This window comes from Megasphaera elsdenii DSM 20460, assembly GCF_003010495.1.
GTDB classification, from domain to species: domain Bacteria; phylum Bacillota; class Negativicutes; order Veillonellales; family Megasphaeraceae; genus Megasphaera; species Megasphaera elsdenii.
In genome coordinates this window covers 2,056,580-2,074,662 of record NZ_CP027570.1, presented here as the reverse complement: position 1 = coordinate 2,074,662, position 18,083 = coordinate 2,056,580, and the positions used below count along the sequence as shown (strand labels likewise).

Genomic DNA, 18,083 nt, shown 5'->3' with positions numbered 1-18,083 from the left:
CGATGGACCTCGTCATCCTTGGCCTCAACCATAAGACCGTCCCCGTCGCCATCCGGGAACGCTTCACTATGACGCCGGACGCCATCCACCAGGGCCTGCAGCACCTCGACGATTACGGCGGCCTGCGCGAAGCCGTCGTCCTGTCGACATGTAACCGGTCCGAAGTCTACGCTGTCGTCGACGACATCCGGGACAACGAACAGGCCCTGCGCGACTTCTTCCTCGACCTGGCCGGCCGCCCGGCTTATGACCCGGCGTATTTCTACAGCTATACGGGGAAAGCCTGCATCCACCACCTGTTCACCGTCGCCGCCAGCCTGGACTCACTGGTCCTCGGCGAAGGTCAGATACTCAGTCAGGTCAAACAGGCCTACGTCATGGCCCATGAAAACGGTGCGACCAGTGCCATCCTCAACATGCTCTTCCAGCAGGCCATCGCCACAGGCAAACGGGTCCGGACGGAAACGCACATTGCCTACAATGCCGTATCCGTCAGCTATACCGCTGTCCAGATGGCCGAAAAAAGCCTGGGCTCCCTCTCTGGCCGGAACCTCCTGCTCTACGGCGCCGGCCAGATGGCCCGCCTGACAGCCCAGAATTTCTTAGGCAAAGGTGCCGGGAAACTGTACATCGTCAACCGCCATCTGGATCGGGCCCAGGAACTGGCGGCGGACGTCGGCGGCCAGGCCGTCCACTATAAAGAAGTCCAGTCCGTCGTTTCCGATGTCGACATCATCATCGCCTCGACTGGCGCACCGCACTATGTCATCACCGTCCCGCGGCTGCAGCGTTTCCAGGAACTGCGCCAAGGGCGGCCCCTGCTGATCATCGACATCGCCGTCCCGCGCGACGCCGACCCGGCAATCACCCAGATTCCCGGCGTGACCTTATATAACATCGACGACCTGCAGGAAGTCGTCCACGATAACGAAGCGACGCGTCAGCGCGAAGCCATTGCCGCCAGCTATATCGTCGACGAAGCCGTGGACACCATGATTGAACGCTATCAATACCTGTCCGTCCGCCCCGTCGTCCTTAGCCTGTCCCAGCAGGCCGAACGGACGCGGCGCCATTTCGTCAAGCGGGCGCGCAACAAACTGCCCGAACTGACAGACGACCAGTTCCGCGTCGTCGAGAACTTATCCCACATCCTGGTCCGCAAAATCCTGCGCGCTCCCCTGCGGCGCACCGTCGAAGCGGCCAACACGCCCGATGAAGACCGGGTCGTCCGTGAACTGCGGAATGTATTCAACTTAGACATCAAAGAATGAGGAGGCCTTCCCATGCTCCATTTAGAAAAATCAGCTGCGGCTTTTGCCGAAGCGCAGACCCTCATGCCGGGCGGCGTCAACAGCCCGGTCCGCTCGTATAACCGTATCGGCTGTCCGCCGCCGTTCATCGCCTGGGCCAAAGGCAGTACCATCTGTGACATCGACGGCAATCAGTACATCGACTACGTCGGTTCCTGGGGTCCCATAATCGTCGGCCATGCCCACCCCCGCGTCGTCAAGGCCCTGCAGGAAGCGGCCACGCGCGGCACGAGCTATGGCGCCCCGACGCTGATTGAATCGCAGCTGGCCAAACTGGTCAAAGAAATCTACCCGTCCATCGAAAAACTGCGCATGGTCAATTCCGGCACGGAAGCGACGATGAGCGCCATCCGCGCCGCCCGCGGCTATACGGGACGCGATAAAATCGTGAAATTCATCGGCTGCTATCACGGCCACGGCGACAGCCTGCTGGTCAAAGCCGGTTCCGGTGCCGCCACCTTCGGCCAGCCCGACAGCCCAGGCGTCACAGCCGGCACGGCCAAAGACACGCTGACCGTCGCCTATAATGATGCCGACGCCTTCCGGGAACTCATGGACCGCTGCGGCGACGACATTGCCGCCGTCATCGTCGAACCCATTGCCGGCAACATGGGCCTGGTCCTGCCGGAAGAAGGCTATTTACAGCTCTTGCGTGACGAAACACAGAAGCATGGCACGGTCCTCATCTTCGACGAAGTCATGTGCGGCTTCCGCACGGCCCTGCACGGCGCCCAGAGTATCTATCACATCGTCCCGGACATGACGACCCTGGGCAAGATCATTGGCGGCGGCCTGCCCGTCGCAGCCTATGGCGGCCGTAAAGACATCATGGACTGCGTCTCGCCGGCCGGCCAGGTCTACCAGGCCGGTACCCTCAGCGGCAACCCCCTGGCCATGGCAGCCGGACTGGAAACGCTGCGCCTCATCACAGAAGACCCGGATTACATCGAAAAAGCCTGTGCCAAAACGAAAATCCTGACAGACGGCCTCAAAGACGCCGCTGCCCAGGCCGGTGCTGCCGTCCAGGTCCATCGGGCCGGCACCATGTTCAGCGTCTTCTTCAGCGCCGTCCCGGTCACCAACTACGCCACGTCCGAAGCCAGCGACCAGGACGCCTTCCGCCGCTACTTCCTGTCCATGCTGGAACAAGGCATCTACCTGGCACCGTCCCAATTTGAAACCAACTTCGTCTCCGGCGCCCACAGCGATGAGGATATCGCACGCACCGTCAAAGCCGCGGAAACAGCATTCCGGGCGGCCCGGGGATAAGGCCCTGCGGGCCGTGGTTCGTGGTTCGTGAGTCGTAGACCGTGGATTGCTGGAGATTGTGCAGACACCCTTTCGGTGTAGGGGCGCCCGAGCGAATCCTGTGCACAGCCTCAGCCTGCATTTCTACGAATTTTCGGCAAACGAATCACGCCAAACGAACCACAAAAAAAGCTGCCGCTTATGCGACAGCTTTTTTTACGCTTTTTACAATATCTTCGACAGGAAGAGTTTCGTCCGTTCTTCTTTCGGGTGGAAGAAGATGTCGTCCGGTTTGCCCTGTTCGAGGATTTTCCCTTCATCGATGAACAGGACGCGATCGGCGACTTCCCGGGCAAAGCCCATTTCATGGGTAACGATAGCCATGGACATGCCGTCTTTGGCCAAATCCTTGATGACGTCCAATACTTCGCGGACCATTTCCGGGTCCAGTGCCGATGTCGGTTCATCGAAAAGCATGAACTTCGGCTTCATAGCCAACGCGCGGGCAATGGCCACACGCTGCTGCTGGCCGCCGGACAAGGTTTCGGGATAGGCATCTTTCTTATCGGCCAAGCCGACTTTTTCCAACAGCTGGATAGCCGTCTTCGTCGCTTCTTCCTTGCTTTCACCACGGGTCTTCATAGGCGACAAGATGATGTTCTGCAAGACCGTCATGTGCGGGAAGAGATTGAAGCGCTGGAAGACCATGCCGACTTCCTTGCGGATATTGTTGATGCTCTTGGCATCGCTCATGCTGATACCGTCGACGATGATTTCCCCAGCCGTCGGCTGTTCCAGATAATTGATGCAGCGCAGAATCGTACTCTTACCAGAACCGGACGGGCCGATGATGACGACGACTTCTTTATCCTGAATGGTCAAGTCGATGCCCTTGAGGACGTCGTGCTTGCCAAAACTTTTTTTCAAACCTTTAATTTCTATCATCCGTTGCGAACCTCCGTTCCAAATAGCTTACAAGACGGGCAATGGTCAAGGTCATGACCAGGTAAATGGCAGCAACCGTAAGCCAGATTTCAAAAGAACCATAGGTCTTGGCGATGATGAGCTGGCCGCGGCGGGTCAATTCTTCAAAGCCGATGACCGAAACCAGGGACGTTTCCTTGGTCATGGAAATAAATTCGTTGCCTAACGGCGGGATGACGTGTTTGAAAGCCTGGGGCAAGATGACGTAGCGCATGGTCTGCATCCACGATAAGCCCAGGGACCGGCCGGCTTCCATCTGGCCTTTATCGACAGACTGGATCCCAGCGCGGAAAATTTCCGAAACATAAGCCCCACTATTGATCGAGCAGGCAGCGACGGCAGCGACGAAAGGATTGATACGTTCACCGATAACCATGGGCAGGGCAAAATAAATCAGGAAAATCTGGACCAGCATAGGCGTACCACGGATAATATTGACGTAGCAGACGGCAATGACCTGCAGGACCTTGACGCCTGACAGACGGCAGACACTGGTAATCAGGCCGAAAATGAAACCCAGGCCGACAGCAATCGCCGTGATTTCAATGGTAACACCGGCACCGGCTAACAGCAGGGGCAATGAGTTCCAGATCAGACTAAAATCAAACGACATGATAACACTCCTCTAAATGACACTCTGTAACATATGATAATATATACGCTACTCTATTATACGTGCATATTTATAAGATGTCAACGCATTGAAGGGGATTATCGCACGAAGGCTGCCGTCGTCATGCATAACCCCTTTTTCACGTCGTTTACCGTGGGTCGTGGTTCGTTTGCCGTAATAAACAAACGCAGTCGGCTGGCCGCAGGCCGCGGTGTAGGGGCCTCCATAAGCGGAGGCCCGCGCGAATCCTGTGGGTGTCCCAAACCTGTATTTGTGAGAGCTTTCGCAAAAAAAGAGGCTGTGCACAAGGAGCATTTCCTTTATGCACAGCCACGGCAAACGAATCACGTTGCACGCCAAACGGCGCCGCAGGCGCCTTATCTCCCTAAGAGATGGACCAGGCTCAACAGATTTTCGTCGATGGGATAGCGCAGGGCTTCGGCTTCCGAATACGGCGTCGCTACGACGCGGTTATCGATGAGGCCGACGACACAGTTGTACGTGCCAGCCAGCAGGCTGTCGACGGCTTTCTGGGCAAAACGGCCTGCCATGATGGCGTCATAAGCCGACGGAGCGCCGCCGCGCTGGACATAGCCGAGGACGGTCAAGTTCGGCGAAAGGTAGGTGTGTTCTTTGATGTAGTCGACGACATCGGCCCCTTTGGCAGCGCCTTCCGCGACGATGACGATACTGCTCAATTTCTTCATGCGGTGCGATTCTTCCAGGTGACGGCAAAGGGCAGCCAAGTCGACAGGATGTTCCGGGACCAGGACCGCTTCGGCACCGGAAGCCATGCCGGCATTGAGGGCGATGAATCCGGCTTCACGGCCCATGACTTCGATGACGGCGACGCGGTCATGGGAGAACGCCGTATCACGAATCTTATTGACCGATTCCAGAACCGTATTGACAGCCGTATCGAAACCCAGGGTATACTGCGTCCCCATCATATCGTTGTCGATGGTGCCGGGAATGGTAATGGTCGGGATGCCCCAGCGGCTCAAAGCCTGGGCACCGCGCATGGAACCGTCGCCGCCGATGACGACGAGGGCATCTATTTCCAGTTCACGCAGGTAGGCAGCTGCTTTTTTCTGCGTTTCTTTTTCTTTGAATTCCAGGCAGCGGGCTGTCCGAAGCATCGTACCGCCGCGATGGATGATAGCGCCGACATCACGACGACCTAAGGGGCGCGTTTCATGACTCAACAGCCCTTCATAGCCGCGAATGATGCCTTCGACAGTAAGACCTTTCTGGATGGCATACCGTGTAACCCCGCGGATAGCCGCATTCATACCAGGAGCGTCGCCGCCGCTGGTCAATACTCCGATTTTGTTGATCATTTTACATCCTTCTCCTTCTTTTCCCGGGCAATGAATTGCACATGCCTTTCGTTGATTTTATGGACAATGGATTCGACGATCTGTGACGCTCCCCCGCGCGTCGTATCAATGACGCAGTCGCAGTACGGATAGACCTCTTCCCACTGTTTCATCATCGTGTGGACGAAATCATGAAGATTCTCATAATCGACAGTCGGCCGCTTGCCTATATGACGGCTGACCCGTTCTTCCACGCGGAACGGTTCGGACAATAAAGCGACGATAAATCCATGACGATGCAGGATTCGATAAGTACCGACATTCATGGGAAAGTTGCCGCCAAAGGAAATGACAGCTTCATGATAGCGGCTGACTTGCTGCAGGACATTGATTTCCCGTTCGCGAAAAACTTTTTCTCCGGCACTGGCATAGAACTCGGCAATGGTCATGCCCACAGCCCGTTCAATACGCCGGTCCGTATCGACAAATTGCCAGCCGAGGCGCTGGGCCAGCTTGCGGCCAATATGACTTTTGCCGCTCCCCATCATGCCGACGAGAACGATATTCCGCTTCATCATTATCGGCGCACCTCCTCTATTAGTATACTCTGCATATGTACCCCCTTATTCTATCATAATTTTTTCTCCTTGACACAAAAAATTCTGTACTTTTTCTTCATAGAACTATAAATGGAGTGAATTTCCCTTCATAACAAGATGTTTCCGCCCCTATTCAAGCCCCAAGGCCTGCCGTATAATAGAAACATATTCTATGGACGCGAGGAGAAATCATATTATGAAAATCACACAGCTTATGTATATCAATGAAATAACAGGACTGTCGTGCCGCGGCAATGAATGTTTCTTGCCATATGGCGAAATGCTCTGCCTGGCAGGGCGGCCCGTTCCGACAGCGCGATTATGGGACAAACTGCAAAAAGACGGGTACATCGAATTCCCGGACAAGACGGGCTGCATGGATGGCACATGCCGCCTGACGCAGCACTCCTTCACGCCGCGCAAATCCGTTTACGACCTGAGCCGGACCGATTCATCAGGCACGGTGAAGGCCGCTACGATTACGGTAGAACAGTTCCCGCGGCCGACGGCCATCGAAGGCCACAAAGTCCGGGGCCTCATGGCAGTGACTCAGCCCCGTATGCCATCGAATACGGCAGAAGCGTTGACCTTGGCAGGCGTTCTGGATACGGCCGGCCAAATCGCCCTGGCCTTGGGTGTCATCCGCCTGGTCTACGACGACACGCTGCCCGTCGCCGACGACGATGCTGCCCGTCTCCGCGACGAACTGGCCCAGACCCAGGCCTATTATAAGACCTTGCAGGAAAATTACGACGGCTACGTCCAGACGCTGGAACAGTCCCTGCGCGAATGGGAAACGCGCTGTCCCCAGGAAGACGTCGAAAAAAGGGCCTTTCCCCTGCCCGACGACTACACGTCGCGCCTGGAAAAGGCCCTCAAAGGATTCCGCGTCTGTCTGGCTGGCGGCAGCGCCCTGTGGCATGACAAAGTCCGCACGCGCTTCCCTCATTGGATGATTCTGGAAAGCAAACATTTCGACATCCAAAAATTGCAAGGTGCCGATGTGCTCATCATCAATACCAACCACACGGGCCACGCCCTGGTCCGCAAAGCCTGCCAGCAGGCCGCGTCCCAAGGGACCCTGGTGTGCTACACCAGCCGCTACAACCTAAACGCCGTCGCAGCCGACGTACTCTATGCCCTAGGCGAATAAGCCTTACGGCTTGACATCTTTCAATTCCGCCTTAAATTCCTGGGCCAGCCGGTTCAGGCTGTCGTCACCATTCAAGGCCGGATTGGTCGTGGCCCCGTTGGCCATGGCCGTGTACAATACCGACGCGAAATCATCACGCGTCATCATAGGACTCTTCAACACAGCCGGACGCTTGAATCCCTTGAGCGCACCGGCTTTTTCTAATTTAGCTACATAAGCATAGGCCCAATGATTTTCTGGGACATCCGGGAAAATATCGTCGCCGTGTGCTACCGCTGTCGGACGAGCCGCCTGAGACTGGTTCTGAGCCAGTTTTTCCAGGATCGCCGTCTGCCGTGCCAGGATCTGGGCCAAGGCAGCCGTATCGCCAGACGGAGCGGCTGGCATGGCCGTCGTCACAGCCGGAGCCGGCGTTGCCGGAACGACTGCTTTCACCGGAACTGGCGTAGTGACAGGAGCCGGAGTGACAACAGGTGCCGGAGTAGCAACAGGCGCCGGACGGACCGGAGCGGCCTGCTGCACGGCAGGAGCCGCCTGGACCGGATGCGTAACCACAGGCTGAGCTGCCCGTTGTTCATGACCGCTGTGTCCCATCTTCCAAGTGACACCGGCGTTGACCATATTTTCACCGCCGCCCATACTGCCACCGATGGACAAGATGGTCGTATCATTGGGATGATAATAAGCCCCGATAGCCACGGCATTGGCGTCATGATAGCAGCCGTAGTTGTGCTTCAGAGATAGCCGCTGCCAGCTGACTTTCTGTTGCAACCTTAGTCGAGCCTTTATAACCGCCCACGGAAACATCCTGCGTCGCTTTTGCAACTTCCCATGTTGTATTGGACAGGCCGGATACTGTCTTATTTGCGCCATCTATCGTCACGCCACCGACTGTTGCCATGCCCTTTGCACTGTCCATGAGGATTTTGTTCGCATCCGCATCTTCCCCCAGCTGAATAGCACCGTTTGACATTTTGCTGGATCCGACTTGTACAGAACCGTCTTCCGACAAGTTCAGCGTCTTATTGAGTCGGATACGCAGCACACCGCCTTCATTCGATGTCTTGATGTTGCCATCCTGCGAACCTTCACCGTCACCTTTAATTTGGATGGTCTTGCGAAGATCCTGCATAATGGAGTCCCCAGTATCTGCTTGCAAGCCGAAACCACCAGTACCACCACCCGACGTAGTGATATTCTCAATGGCTTGTTTAAGTTCTCCTTCTGTAGCTGCCATACTGCTGTTTTCCGATATGGTCGCGCGGTCCCATTTTGTATTGGAAAGGCCTGTAATATAGTTACCGTCTGCAGTGTTGGCACCAGAACCTGCCTGCTTGCCAATCAAGAGACCGCCCGACCAGTTCCCATTATTCAGAGTACCGCCAAAGCGGATGGTATTCATTCCGGTTAAATCGGTCTGCAGACCATAGGTGAAGGAAGCTCCATTCTGGACAAGGGATAGGTTGTTTCCGGCATTGAATATTACCGTATCTCCGGCCGAAATCTGTTTATCCGCAGCGTTGGCCGTTTCATCCGTCTGGCTACCGCTGCCGGATTTTCCGGAAGCTGCGGTCCAGTAAGTCTGGTTGATGGTTTCCGCCACATTCTTAGCCGTGGCAAGGCCATCATCAGCGTCAGAAACAGAAGCGACTGTTCCATTCGTACCCGACGCAAGTGCTTTCGTCTTCAGACTATAGGTAACATCAGCACCGGTATCCGATTCGCCCGTACCTAAACGAGCTGCTGTACTAGTCGTCAGATACGCACTGTTCGACTTGAAGGTCACCTTCTTGCCGGCGCCGATATCCGCCACCTTCTGTCCGTCATTACCGGCAATCTGCCAACCGCTGCCCACCTTGTCATTCACTTCTTTCAGCTGGGCCACATTGACAGCATCTGTATCAGCTGTACCAGCACCAACACCACTGATGACGTTACCACCATTACTCAGCCCCTTATTAGACAAGATAACAGCTGTCTTGCCGTCTTCTGGAGTCTTCGGTGTCAAGGTAATGCCCTGTCCATTCTGAATATAGGTATTGCCCGCTACATCCGTGGTCGTAATGCCTTCTGCCGTCTGAACCGTAGAGCCTTTCGTCGTATCGGATGTCGTGACTTTAGAGATACTGATTTCTTGTTTCAGGCCGTAAGTGAAAGTTGCTTCGCCTGACGTATTATCCCCCTGAACCAAAGTCAGATTTCCATCATTGGCAAAGTGAACAGTATTTCCTGCTTTCACTGCTTTCTTACTACCCGATGTATTATCAGCCACTACATTGATAGATGCGCTGTTGATAGCATTCGCTACATCCTGGGTCGTTGCCAGTCCATTGGCTGTGGAAGTAACCGTACCAGCCTTATCACCGGTACCAGAACCAAATGTGCCGGTGGTCACATCCACCTTCACCGTGGCATTGCTAGTGCTGTCATCCTTCGTGACTACAGACTTGATATAGTTGCCGTTATCATAGGTCACGGTCTTTCCCTTACCGATATTGGCGTTTACATCTGCATTCGCCGGATCTTTGCCTTTGATTGTCCAACCTGCGTTCACATCGGACTGAATGGCTTTGAGCTGCGATACATTGACCGCATCCGTATCGTTACTGCCATTGGCAACACCACTGATGACCCTGTTTCCCGCGTCGATACCGCTGGCGGCAATCTTCGGCCCGCCGGAAATGGTGAGACCCTCTGTATCCAGTGTGCTATTGCCGGTAGTGACTTTCTTCAGGGAAATCTCCTGATTCAGGTTGTAGGAAACAGCACCGCTCTCTTCTACAGAAGCAGTTGTATTAGTGCCGTCATTGAAGGTCAGGCCGTTTTTCAGCGTCACCGATTTCGCAGCTTCTTTGTTGGCTTTCACTGCCAGATTGTCCACATTCCCCGTATAGGTATGGTGTCCATCAGCATCTGTATCAGCCAAAGTGATATTCGTGCCCTGGGTCAGCAATGTACGGGCAGACTGCAGCTGCTTAACATTAACCGCATCTGCATCATCCGTACCTGCCGTCACATTATGGATTTTCTGGCTGGCTGCATCAATGCCGCTGCTGGTAAATTTCGGGCCATTGGCAATCGTAAGGCCTGTGGTATCCAGGGTAGTCTTTACGGTTCCATCAGCACCAGCCAATGTCATCTGGCCGCCGTTGGTCCCTGTGCCGTCGAGCTTGATGGTTTCTTTATAGCTTTCCCCACTGCCAGAGCCCAACTGAGCGGTGTTCAGGTCCTTGAGGTTGCTGGCCAGCTGTACATGGAGGGCATTCTTGTCCGCATCTGCAACAACAGCAATGTTATTGCCGGTGAGCTTGGCAGTATCCACCGTGTTGGTGGTCTTGCCATCGACGTTGGACGAAGTGACAGCATCGCTGCCGCCGGTGATGGAAATAGCCTCGTTGGAGCCACGGGCCACGACGTTCTGATCGTCTGCCGCAGTGGTACCGAAGCTGGAATTGTCGCCGCCAAAACGGATCTGCCGGGTGAGGGCATAGAGTTGGGAGCCGTTGACGGCGTCGGTGCTCGTAGGACCGACAAGACCAGCAGATACGTTCTGGATGCGGCGGGTAGCGTCTTTACCGCCTACTGTAACAATACCATCAGCCTGACTGCCCGCATAGTTGTAGCTACTATCATTGCCATAGGTGTAATCTGTGTCGTAGTTGGTCACGCCGGCAGAGATACCGTCCTTGTCCATTGCCGCGATATTGGCCGCATGGATATACTTGGCTTCATATTTCTGCTTGATGGCATTTTTGGCTTCGTCTGTGGCAGCGTTCTTGTATTCATCCGAAGCAAGTGCTTCTGTATCGCCCTGGTCTTGGGCCAACTGGATGGCTTCCGCCGTTGCCGACTTAGACGCCGTGGCGGAAGATTTTGTGCCGAGATAGACGGAATTGCCGAGAGTAGCTGTCACATCGTTGCCGAGGATCTGGAGATTGGATACGGGTGTCGACTGCTTTGTTGCATCGACGGCGTTGTATTGGCTTTGAAATACTTGTACAGATTGGACACATAGGTGATATTCCCGCTGTTGTCCGTTATTTTTTCCACACCCAGGGCATTGACGGCTGAATCCAAAGCCAGCAGATTGTAGGCAGTGGATTGCCCGTTATAAATATAGAAACCGTTTTCAGGAGGCCGCAGTTCCGTATACAAGGTTCCGCCAGTGAGCAGTTCTTCGTTTCCATCAGCAATGGTCCCAATACCCAGGGCTTCACCCCAGAGTTTGGCATTGTCTTCCTGCTTTTTCTTTTTGGCTTCATCGGTGGTTTCACTGGAAGTATCAATTTTCGTACCGATGTTGGACGCATCCACATTGGCCTTGGAAGCTAGGCTGTTGTCGCCAGTAGTCAGTTTGGTTTCCAAGTCACTGATAGCCTTAGTCCGAGCTGTGGTTTCATTGCTGATGGCCCCTGTATTAGCGGCAATATTGCTCGTATTCGTGGCAATGCTTGCAGTGTTTTTGTCTATTGCCGTCTTATTCGCAGTAATATTGTTTGTATTGGTAGTTGTCGTGGTTTTATTGGCAGCAATATCCTGTGCATTCTTGACTACCTGCTTGTCCAGAGCCTGGATATTCTGGACTTCTGTATTGGTATCAGAGATATAGGTAGTATCCCCACTCCCCGTATTCCCACTTCCCTCTTCTGCCTGCACGGCCACCCCCACGGGCATAGCCAGGCTCATGGACAAGACGGTCATCACGATGCCTCGGGCCAGACTCCCGTGTTTGCTGAAAACGGTTTTCAGCATTTCTGGGGTTTCTGATTTGGTACGGCCTTTGGCAAGTTCGGATACGACTTGATACATGCATCGCGTCCGGTTGTAAATGACTTTATACGTCTTGTTCATGATAAAACCTCCTGCACGCCTTATGATGTCACAATGAGTTCAAGCAATTCAGTCTATTTCATCAAATATATTCGTATAATAGTGACAAAATATGGCATTTTTATATACAAATTGTATATACTATTTATTATATGCCTCTGATAAGTATTTTTCAATAAACCCGCCATACGTTTGTAAAATAAGACAGGTCTGTCCATTTCTCGTGCAATTTTTCACGGTATATTGACGGTTGCCTCGGCGACGCGCTATAGTAAAATGAAGAAGGAGGTGTTATCGTGAACATTTGGAAACAGGCTATCCTGGCCGCCTTGTTCTGCACTTGCACGACCTTGTCCGGACTGGCTGCCGACGAAGCTGCCAAAACGGTTCCAGCCGAGCCAGCCGCACAGGTCCAGGCCGCTAATCCGGCTGATACAGCCAAGGCCAGTGTACCGACGGACCCTTTGGCCGGCCATACGGGCAAGATCATCGACAAATACTACCTGACCAAAGGCTCGACCTATAAAGACGTGACGACCTTGCTCCAGACCATTGATTCCCAACGGACCGGGCTGGATGCGAAAACCAGGCCTTATTATTTCCGCGTCGACAAAGACCTGACGGACAAGTATTTCCGCCGCGTCCGGGCATATGACGAAAAGACAACGGAACAAATCGGGGACTACCTGGTCGCCAAAGACAAGAGTTCCGTCTGGCGCATGGACGCTCCCCATGAAGGCTTGATCTATGGCAGCGCCGAAAAAATGATGAAAAAGAGCCGCGTCATTATCTATCCGCGCTACCTGGCCCTGGGCAGCAAAGGCATCGTCGCCTTGCAGACGCCAGGCGGGGTCCCTTACACGCTGAATGCCAAGAGTCTCAATGAATCGATTGCCAAAATCGGCGAAGACAACAGCATCATCCCCGTCAAAACAGGCCAAGTCGACATCTTGGCAGACGTCACCGTCGGCGACATCAAAGAAACGGCATCGCGCCGCATCTCCGTCGTCACCCAGGCCGACCTGGAACGCATGGCCTACAACGCCTACCTGACCCAACTGTATATGGACACCTATTGGAACTGGGGCGGCCCTTTTTACCGTGATTGGGGCTGGCACCGTCCACCCCCGCCGCACCATGGCCATCGGCCACCGCCGCGGAGATGATAAAAGGGCTTGTCGCACATGCGACAAGCCCTTTTAAGTGGTTAGTGGCTAGCAGTTAGTGGTTAGTAGATGGTGTTAAATTTAAAAGTCATCTTCTGTAAACTACAGACTCTGTACTACAAACTATAAAGCAAAAACTCACACCAAATGTCTAGGAGCAGCCGAGACGGCTCCTTCCAGGCTTTCTTTTTCTGTTTTGTAGATGCGTTCGGCGATTTCGTCGACTTTGTGGGTCAGCCACATATAAGCCGTTGTACCCTCGCGGTAATCGGCTTCAGCATACATATCGATGCGGCCATCTTCCCGCAGTTGTTCGACTTGGCAGAAGGCCTTACTGTTGCCCTTGGGATAAATGGCGAAGGTCGATCCGCCGAATTTTTTGACTACCGAAAAGGCCGGCACATCGCTCGGCCCGTCGGCAATATAAATCATATTGGGAAAAGCGACGCGCCGCAGAGCATCGGACATCTTGGCGTTAACGTCGATTTCCGGATGCTGGGGCACGCCCTTATTGATTTCAAACAGCGCCCGCGTCTTGGTCGTATTGTCGATAGTGTAGCCCACTTCGCCGATGATCTTATGCTTTTCTCCATCAAGCCCTTCAATGAGGTCACAGCCCCAGATAGCTTCGACATAAGGCATGACCGCCGACCCTTTGATGATAGCCGACATACCGGTACTGACGATGTAATGCTCTACCTTGATGTTGTACTCGCGGTACTTAGGATTCTCTTCGACGACGCGCTGGAGATTCTTGAAGATTTCCGGGACACCGTGATAATACTTCTGTTTCTGGCCAAAAGTTTTCAGCTTTTCATTATTGAGGCCTTTGAAAATCCCATTCTGTGCGTCCTTGATGAACTGATTCAAGTAAATCGTGTCCGCATTGACCTTGACGCCTTCCTTGGCATAGCGCGCCGGCAAGGCATTGACATGCTGCCAAAATTTGGCCTTATCGATATGATATTCCTCAAAAATAGGGTCCTGCATATTCCCATCGATCAACGTCTTATCGAAATCCCAAATCACAGCAATGATGTTCTGCATAAAGCCCACCCCCGCTTTCAGGCACTCAGAAGGAAAAGGTATCTTTCAACCCCAACCACTGCTGGTCTTTATCGCTCAGGTTCAACGGTGTCCCGTCTTCGAGATGATAACCGGCGGCACTGGGCGAACCTTTATATTCACCCACGAGCTGAGGCCACTGGATACCGATTTCCGGATCATTCCAGGCCATGCCGCCTTCGTCATTGGGATGCCAGAAGTCGTTGACCTTATAACAAAATTCCGCTACGTCGCTGAGGACCAGGAAGCCATGGGCAAAGCCTTCCGGAATGAGGAACTGCTTCTTGTTTTCTTCCGTCAATTCGACGCCATACCACTTGCCATACGTCTTGGAATCACGGCGCAAATCGACAGCCACGTCAAAAACACTGCCGCGGACGGCACGGACGAGTTTGCATTGAGGGAAATGCTTCTGGAAATGGAGTCCCCGAAGCACACCTTTGGTGCTCATGCTCTGATTATCCTGAACAAAATTGATATGGAATCCCGCTTCTTCCATATCCTTCTGATTATACGTTTCCATGAAATATCCACGACCATCACCATGGACCGTCGGCATAATGACACAAAGCCCATCAATACCGCCTACATTCTTTTCAACCTGTATCTGACCCATTAATAGTTATCTCCCTTCATGCATGTTTCCTTTATTATAACATATTTAGTTAAACGCAAGCCGCAAATCGGAGTCTTGTATTTTTTTACGGTCCACAGGACCGCAGGCGGCCCGCCACGACTCCTGGGAATTGACAGTCCCCAACAACTGTATGGGCGACCACGTGGGGCGCCCGTTCGGAAGAACGAGGCATAATTTCCACCTGTTCACAGCGGGCCGCCCTTTGGGACGGCCCCTACAGCTGCGACTTGCAGCCGCATAATTTTTTTATCGCCTGCATGCGATTTCGTAGGGGACGTCCTGATAAGGCGTCCCGCGTGAATCCTGGGCATGGCCAGAATTTATGACGAGTAGCACACGGTCGTAATACAATTATGAAATGTTGCCGCGCAACGGCATCCGTAGGGGACGTCCTGTAAGCCTTTTTGGCCCGTCAAGTGACGACCAACGGGAGGCGCAGGACGGCTGCCAAAACGGACAGCAGAGGCTGGCGGCCCGCTACGCGCTGAGGGTTATCCCGAAGCGTCGTTGTCACTTTGAATCCATCGCCGCATAGCGGCATCTGAGTCCATAACGAGCCACGAACCACTAGCCACGAGACACTAAATTTTCCAAATACCGCTTCAAGGCATCTTTCCAGTCAGGCAGCGGCCGGAAGCCATTGGCGGCGAGTTTGCTTTTATCCAAGCGGGAATTGAAGGGCCGTTTGGCTTTGGACAGGCCGTATTCTTCCGTCGTGACAGGAAGGACTTTTGTCTTGTAGCCGGCCTGGCGATAGATTTCACAGGTAAAGTCGTACCAGGAAATGTAGCCGCCTTCGTTGGTCGCATGGTAATAGCCGTATTTTTCAGTTTCAATCATATCCACCAGCAGCCGGGCCAAATCAAAGGTATACGTCGGCGTGCCAATCTGGTCATTGACGACGCGAACCGTATCGTGCGTCTTGCCGACATTGAGCATGGTCTTAACGAAATTCTTGCCATTCTGACCGAATACCCAGGCGATACGGACGATGAAATATTTTTCCAGCGTCTGCGACACAGCCAGTTCACCTTCGAGCTTCGTCTGACCATAGACATTGAGAGGCTGGTAATCCTTGCAGTCCGGCTGCCACGGCTCCGTTCCCTGACCGTTGAACACATAATCCGTACTGAGATAGAGCATCTTGCAGTCCAGTTCTTTGCAGACATCGGCAATATGCTGTGTCCCGCCGGCATTGACGGCCCGGACCTGAGCCACTTTGTCATCACCTTCGGCCAAATCGACAGCCGTCCAAGCCGCACAGTGAATGACCGCATCGGGCTGCACGTCCGTAATGACCCGCCGTACGGCATCAGCATCGGTAATATCCAAAGACACATACGGCGCCGTCGTCACTGCCGTCCCATCAGCCATACCACTGTACACCGCCTTCGAACCACTGCCCACCGCTATATGACCGCGGCGAATCAATTCATTCATCACATCATGACCCAACTGGCCATTCACACCCGTTACAAAGATTTTCATAGGATGGATTCCCCTTTCATACTTTCTTATTACACCATCGTTATCAGGTAAACGCAGACCACAGACCTGGTGTTAGCATATAAATAGGACAAGTCAAACTGAGGTTCCTAATGGTGGTACAATAGGATTAACTAAGGAGGCCTCAGTATGGCAAAATTCAACAAAGAATTCAAAATCAACGCAGTTAAATATTATCATGAACATCGGGAACTCGGCTTGGTTGGCTGTGCTACGAATCTAGGTATTGCTCCACAAACCTTGTCCCGTTGGCAAAAGCAGCTGAAGGACAATGGCGAAATGCCTTATCGTGGTTCCGGCAACTATGCTTCGGATGAAGCTAAGGAAATCGCCCGTCTGCAGCGTGAACTGCGGGATGCGAAGGATGCGTTGAATGTCCTAAAAAAAGCTATCAGCATTCTGGACAAATGACCATTGCCATCTATCGCAGTGTCCAGGAAGAAGCCGAAAATGCCCATCAGGCAGAACGTCGTTTTTCGGTGTCCGGAGTGCTTTCTGAACTCGACGTTTCTTCTTCAGGATATTATGACTGGGCGGCGCGCAAACCATCGAAACAGGCCCAGCACCGCAAGGAGATGAAGAAAAAGATTCAAACTATCTACGACGATTCCAAGCAGATTTACGGAGCCCCGAAGATTGCCCAAGTTATGCAGCAGAACGGGGACAGTATCTCTGAACGCACAGTTGGCGTATACATGCGGCAAATGGGCATTCAGGCCTGCTGGGTAAAGCATTACACCGTAACGACCCGTAACAGTGACTTTGACGTGGCGCTGGTGAATATCCTTCAGGAATGCTTCAATCCTGAAGAACCGGATCAAGTATGGTGCAGCGACATCACCTATATCTGGACAGCTGAAGGTTTCGTCTATTTGGAAAGCATTATGGATTTGTTCTCCAGGAAAATCATCGCCTGGAATCTGGCCCGTAATCTGGACGTCGCCGGCATCGTCAAGATGCTGCAGGAAGCCAAACAATGCCGGAAACCCGGACAGCTGTTGGTTATCCATTCGGACCGTGGCTGCCAGTATGTTTCGCAGGCATATATTCGGGAGACATCCCAAATGCGCCGCAGCTATTCGAAGAAAGGCTATCCATGGGACAATGCCTGCATCGAATCCTTCCACTCCCTGATTAAACGGGAATGGCTCAATCGCTTCAAGATTCAAAATTATCAGCAAGCGTACTTGTTGGTGTTTGAATACATCAATACCTTTTACAACACCGTACGCATTCATAGCCATTGCAACTACATGTCACCGGATGACTATGAAAAGCTGTATGCTGATTTCCAGAAACATAATATGCGTCTGGGAATCTAAGAAACGAAAAACCTCAATTTAATTTGTCCGAAATCTTGACATAGGACCAACCGCCTGCAAACTGCGTTCATTTCACATCGCCTCTACGCAATTTCTATGAATTGACAATCCCAACAACTGTAGGGGCGCCCGTTCGGAATAGCGGGGCATAACAACATACTGCGTGCCATGTTGACCGTCCGGATATCTCTCCAACTGTTCACAGCGGGCCGCCCTTTGGGACGGCCCCTACAGCTGCGGCTTGTAGCCGCATAATTTTTTTATCGCCTGCATGCGATTTCGTAGGGGACGTCCTGCTAAGGCGTCCCGCGTGAATCCTAGGCATGGCCAA

The 18,083-nt window shown here is 53.2% G+C and carries 16 protein-coding genes; 6 read left to right on the top strand and 10 right to left on the bottom strand.

Annotated features, from left to right (window positions below; all coding sequences use genetic code 11):
* Positions 1-2: 2 nt before the first annotated feature.
* Together hemA and hemL are read left to right on the top strand one after the other, a co-directional pair.
* Positions 3-1,271, top strand: coding sequence for a glutamyl-tRNA reductase (gene hemA / locus C6362_RS09865; RefSeq protein WP_014016816.1), 1,269 nt, complete (start codon positions 3-5; stop codon positions 1,269-1,271).
* Positions 1,272-1,283: 12 nt separating this feature from the next.
* On the top strand, positions 1,284-2,579 hold the full coding sequence (gene hemL, locus C6362_RS09860) for a glutamate-1-semialdehyde 2,1-aminomutase (protein ID WP_014016817.1): 1,296 nt from the start codon (positions 1,284-1,286) through the stop codon (positions 2,577-2,579).
* A 204-nt stretch (positions 2,580-2,783) separates the two neighbouring features.
* Here the strand turns inward: hemL and C6362_RS09855 are convergent, their stop codons facing one another.
* The 4 genes from C6362_RS09855 to C6362_RS09840 all read right to left on the bottom strand — a co-directional run bounded on the left by C6362_RS09855 (position 2,784) and on the right by C6362_RS09840 (position 6,052).
* A complete protein-coding gene (locus C6362_RS09855; protein ID WP_014016818.1) occupies positions 2,784-3,503 on the bottom strand; it encodes an amino acid ABC transporter ATP-binding protein in 720 nt (239 codons plus the stop codon).
* A complete protein-coding gene (locus C6362_RS09850) occupies positions 3,490-4,155 on the bottom strand; it encodes an amino acid ABC transporter permease (RefSeq protein ID WP_014016819.1) in 666 nt (221 codons plus the stop codon). The genes C6362_RS09855 and C6362_RS09850 overlap by 14 nt, the downstream gene beginning before the upstream one ends.
* A 377-nt stretch (positions 4,156-4,532) precedes the next feature.
* The gene (pfkA, locus tag C6362_RS09845; protein WP_014016820.1) at positions 4,533-5,495 is read right to left on the bottom strand and encodes a 6-phosphofructokinase; all 963 of its coding nucleotides are present in this window, start codon (positions 5,493-5,495) and stop codon (positions 4,533-4,535) included.
* Complete coding sequence (locus C6362_RS09840; RefSeq protein WP_014016821.1) at positions 5,492-6,052, bottom strand: shikimate kinase; 561 nt, start codon at positions 6,050-6,052, stop codon at positions 5,492-5,494. The genes pfkA and C6362_RS09840 overlap by 4 nt, the downstream gene beginning before the upstream one ends.
* Before the next feature lie 217 nt (positions 6,053-6,269).
* Between C6362_RS09840 and C6362_RS09835 the strand changes: the two genes are divergently transcribed.
* Positions 6,270-7,226 carry a hypothetical protein gene (locus C6362_RS09835; RefSeq protein ID WP_014016822.1) on the top strand — a complete coding sequence of 319 codons (957 nt, stop codon included), beginning with the start codon at positions 6,270-6,272 and terminating at the stop codon, positions 7,224-7,226.
* Between the two features lie 3 nt (positions 7,227-7,229).
* Here the strand turns inward: C6362_RS09835 and C6362_RS11930 are convergent, their stop codons facing one another.
* Genes C6362_RS11930 through C6362_RS09820 form a run of 3 tightly spaced genes read right to left on the bottom strand, consistent with a single transcriptional unit; the run spans position 7,230 to position 12,077 of the window.
* Positions 7,230-7,997 (bottom strand): YadA-like family protein, encoded by a 768-nt coding sequence (locus C6362_RS11930; protein WP_014016823.1) that lies wholly within the window; start codon positions 7,995-7,997, stop codon positions 7,230-7,232.
* Positions 7,936-11,139 carry a beta strand repeat-containing protein gene (locus C6362_RS09825; protein ID WP_014016824.1) on the bottom strand — a complete coding sequence of 1,068 codons (3,204 nt, stop codon included), beginning with the start codon at positions 11,137-11,139 and terminating at the stop codon, positions 7,936-7,938. The genes C6362_RS11930 and C6362_RS09825 overlap by 62 nt, the downstream gene beginning before the upstream one ends.
* Positions 11,136-12,077: an ESPR domain-containing protein gene (locus C6362_RS09820; RefSeq protein ID WP_014016825.1), complete on the bottom strand. Its 942-nt coding sequence runs from the start codon at positions 12,075-12,077 to the stop codon at positions 11,136-11,138. The genes C6362_RS09825 and C6362_RS09820 overlap by 4 nt, the downstream gene beginning before the upstream one ends.
* Before the next feature lie 275 nt (positions 12,078-12,352).
* Between C6362_RS09820 and C6362_RS09815 the strand changes: the two genes are divergently transcribed.
* Positions 12,353-13,222 carry a hypothetical protein gene (locus C6362_RS09815; RefSeq protein ID WP_014016826.1) on the top strand — a complete coding sequence of 290 codons (870 nt, stop codon included), beginning with the start codon at positions 12,353-12,355 and terminating at the stop codon, positions 13,220-13,222.
* 138 nt (positions 13,223-13,360) lie between these two features.
* Here the strand turns inward: C6362_RS09815 and C6362_RS09810 are convergent, their stop codons facing one another.
* The 3 genes from C6362_RS09810 to rfbD all read right to left on the bottom strand — a co-directional run bounded on the left by C6362_RS09810 (position 13,361) and on the right by rfbD (position 16,412).
* Positions 13,361-14,269 carry an HAD family hydrolase gene (locus C6362_RS09810; protein WP_014016827.1) on the bottom strand — a complete coding sequence of 303 codons (909 nt, stop codon included), beginning with the start codon at positions 14,267-14,269 and terminating at the stop codon, positions 13,361-13,363.
* A gap of 25 nt (positions 14,270-14,294) precedes the next feature.
* Complete coding sequence (rfbC, locus tag C6362_RS09805) at positions 14,295-14,903, bottom strand: dTDP-4-dehydrorhamnose 3,5-epimerase (RefSeq protein ID WP_014016828.1); 609 nt, start codon at positions 14,901-14,903, stop codon at positions 14,295-14,297.
* Positions 14,904-15,491: 588 nt separating this feature from the next.
* Positions 15,492-16,412 carry a dTDP-4-dehydrorhamnose reductase gene (gene rfbD, locus C6362_RS09800; RefSeq protein WP_014016829.1) on the bottom strand — a complete coding sequence of 307 codons (921 nt, stop codon included), beginning with the start codon at positions 16,410-16,412 and terminating at the stop codon, positions 15,492-15,494.
* Positions 16,413-16,559: 147 nt separating this feature from the next.
* On the opposite strand from rfbD, the gene C6362_RS09795 reads away from it, so the two are divergent.
* Both C6362_RS09795 and C6362_RS09790 read left to right on the top strand, forming a co-directional pair.
* Positions 16,560-16,841: a transposase gene (locus tag C6362_RS09795; RefSeq protein WP_014015018.1), complete on the top strand. Its 282-nt coding sequence runs from the start codon at positions 16,560-16,562 to the stop codon at positions 16,839-16,841.
* Complete coding sequence (locus C6362_RS09790) at positions 16,838-17,752, top strand: IS3 family transposase (RefSeq protein WP_014015019.1); 915 nt, start codon at positions 16,838-16,840, stop codon at positions 17,750-17,752. Before C6362_RS09795 ends, C6362_RS09790 begins: the two co-directional genes overlap by 4 nt.
* The last annotated feature ends 331 nt before the right edge of the window (positions 17,753-18,083 follow it).

Coding starts and splice junctions, on each gene's coding strand:
- C6362_RS09835 (WP_014016822.1), top strand. CDS start 6,270: ATGAAAATCACACAGCTTATGTATATCAATGAAATAACAGGACTGTCG.
- hemA (WP_014016816.1), top strand. CDS start 3: ATGGACCTCGTCATCCTTGGCCTCAACCATAAGACCGTCCCCGTCGCC.
- pfkA (WP_014016820.1), bottom strand. CDS start 5,495: ATGATCAACAAAATCGGAGTATTGACCAGCGGCGGCGACGCTCCTGGT.
- C6362_RS09810 (WP_014016827.1), bottom strand. CDS start 14,269: ATGCAGAACATCATTGCTGTGATTTGGGATTTCGATAAGACGTTGATC.
- C6362_RS09840 (WP_014016821.1), bottom strand. CDS start 6,052: ATGATGAAGCGGAATATCGTTCTCGTCGGCATGATGGGGAGCGGCAAA.
- C6362_RS09855 (WP_014016818.1), bottom strand. CDS start 3,503: ATGATAGAAATTAAAGGTTTGAAAAAAAGTTTTGGCAAGCACGACGTC.
- C6362_RS09820 (WP_014016825.1), bottom strand. CDS start 12,077: ATGAACAAGACGTATAAAGTCATTTACAACCGGACGCGATGCATGTAT.
- rfbC (WP_014016828.1), bottom strand. CDS start 14,903: ATGGGTCAGATACAGGTTGAAAAGAATGTAGGCGGTATTGATGGGCTT.
- C6362_RS09795 (WP_014015018.1), top strand. CDS start 16,560: ATGGCAAAATTCAACAAAGAATTCAAAATCAACGCAGTTAAATATTAT.
- hemL (WP_014016817.1), top strand. CDS start 1,284: ATGCTCCATTTAGAAAAATCAGCTGCGGCTTTTGCCGAAGCGCAGACC.
- C6362_RS09790 (WP_014015019.1), top strand. CDS start 16,838: ATGACCATTGCCATCTATCGCAGTGTCCAGGAAGAAGCCGAAAATGCC.
- C6362_RS09850 (WP_014016819.1), bottom strand. CDS start 4,155: ATGTCGTTTGATTTTAGTCTGATCTGGAACTCATTGCCCCTGCTGTTA.
- rfbD (WP_014016829.1), bottom strand. CDS start 16,412: ATGAAAATCTTTGTAACGGGTGTGAATGGCCAGTTGGGTCATGATGTG.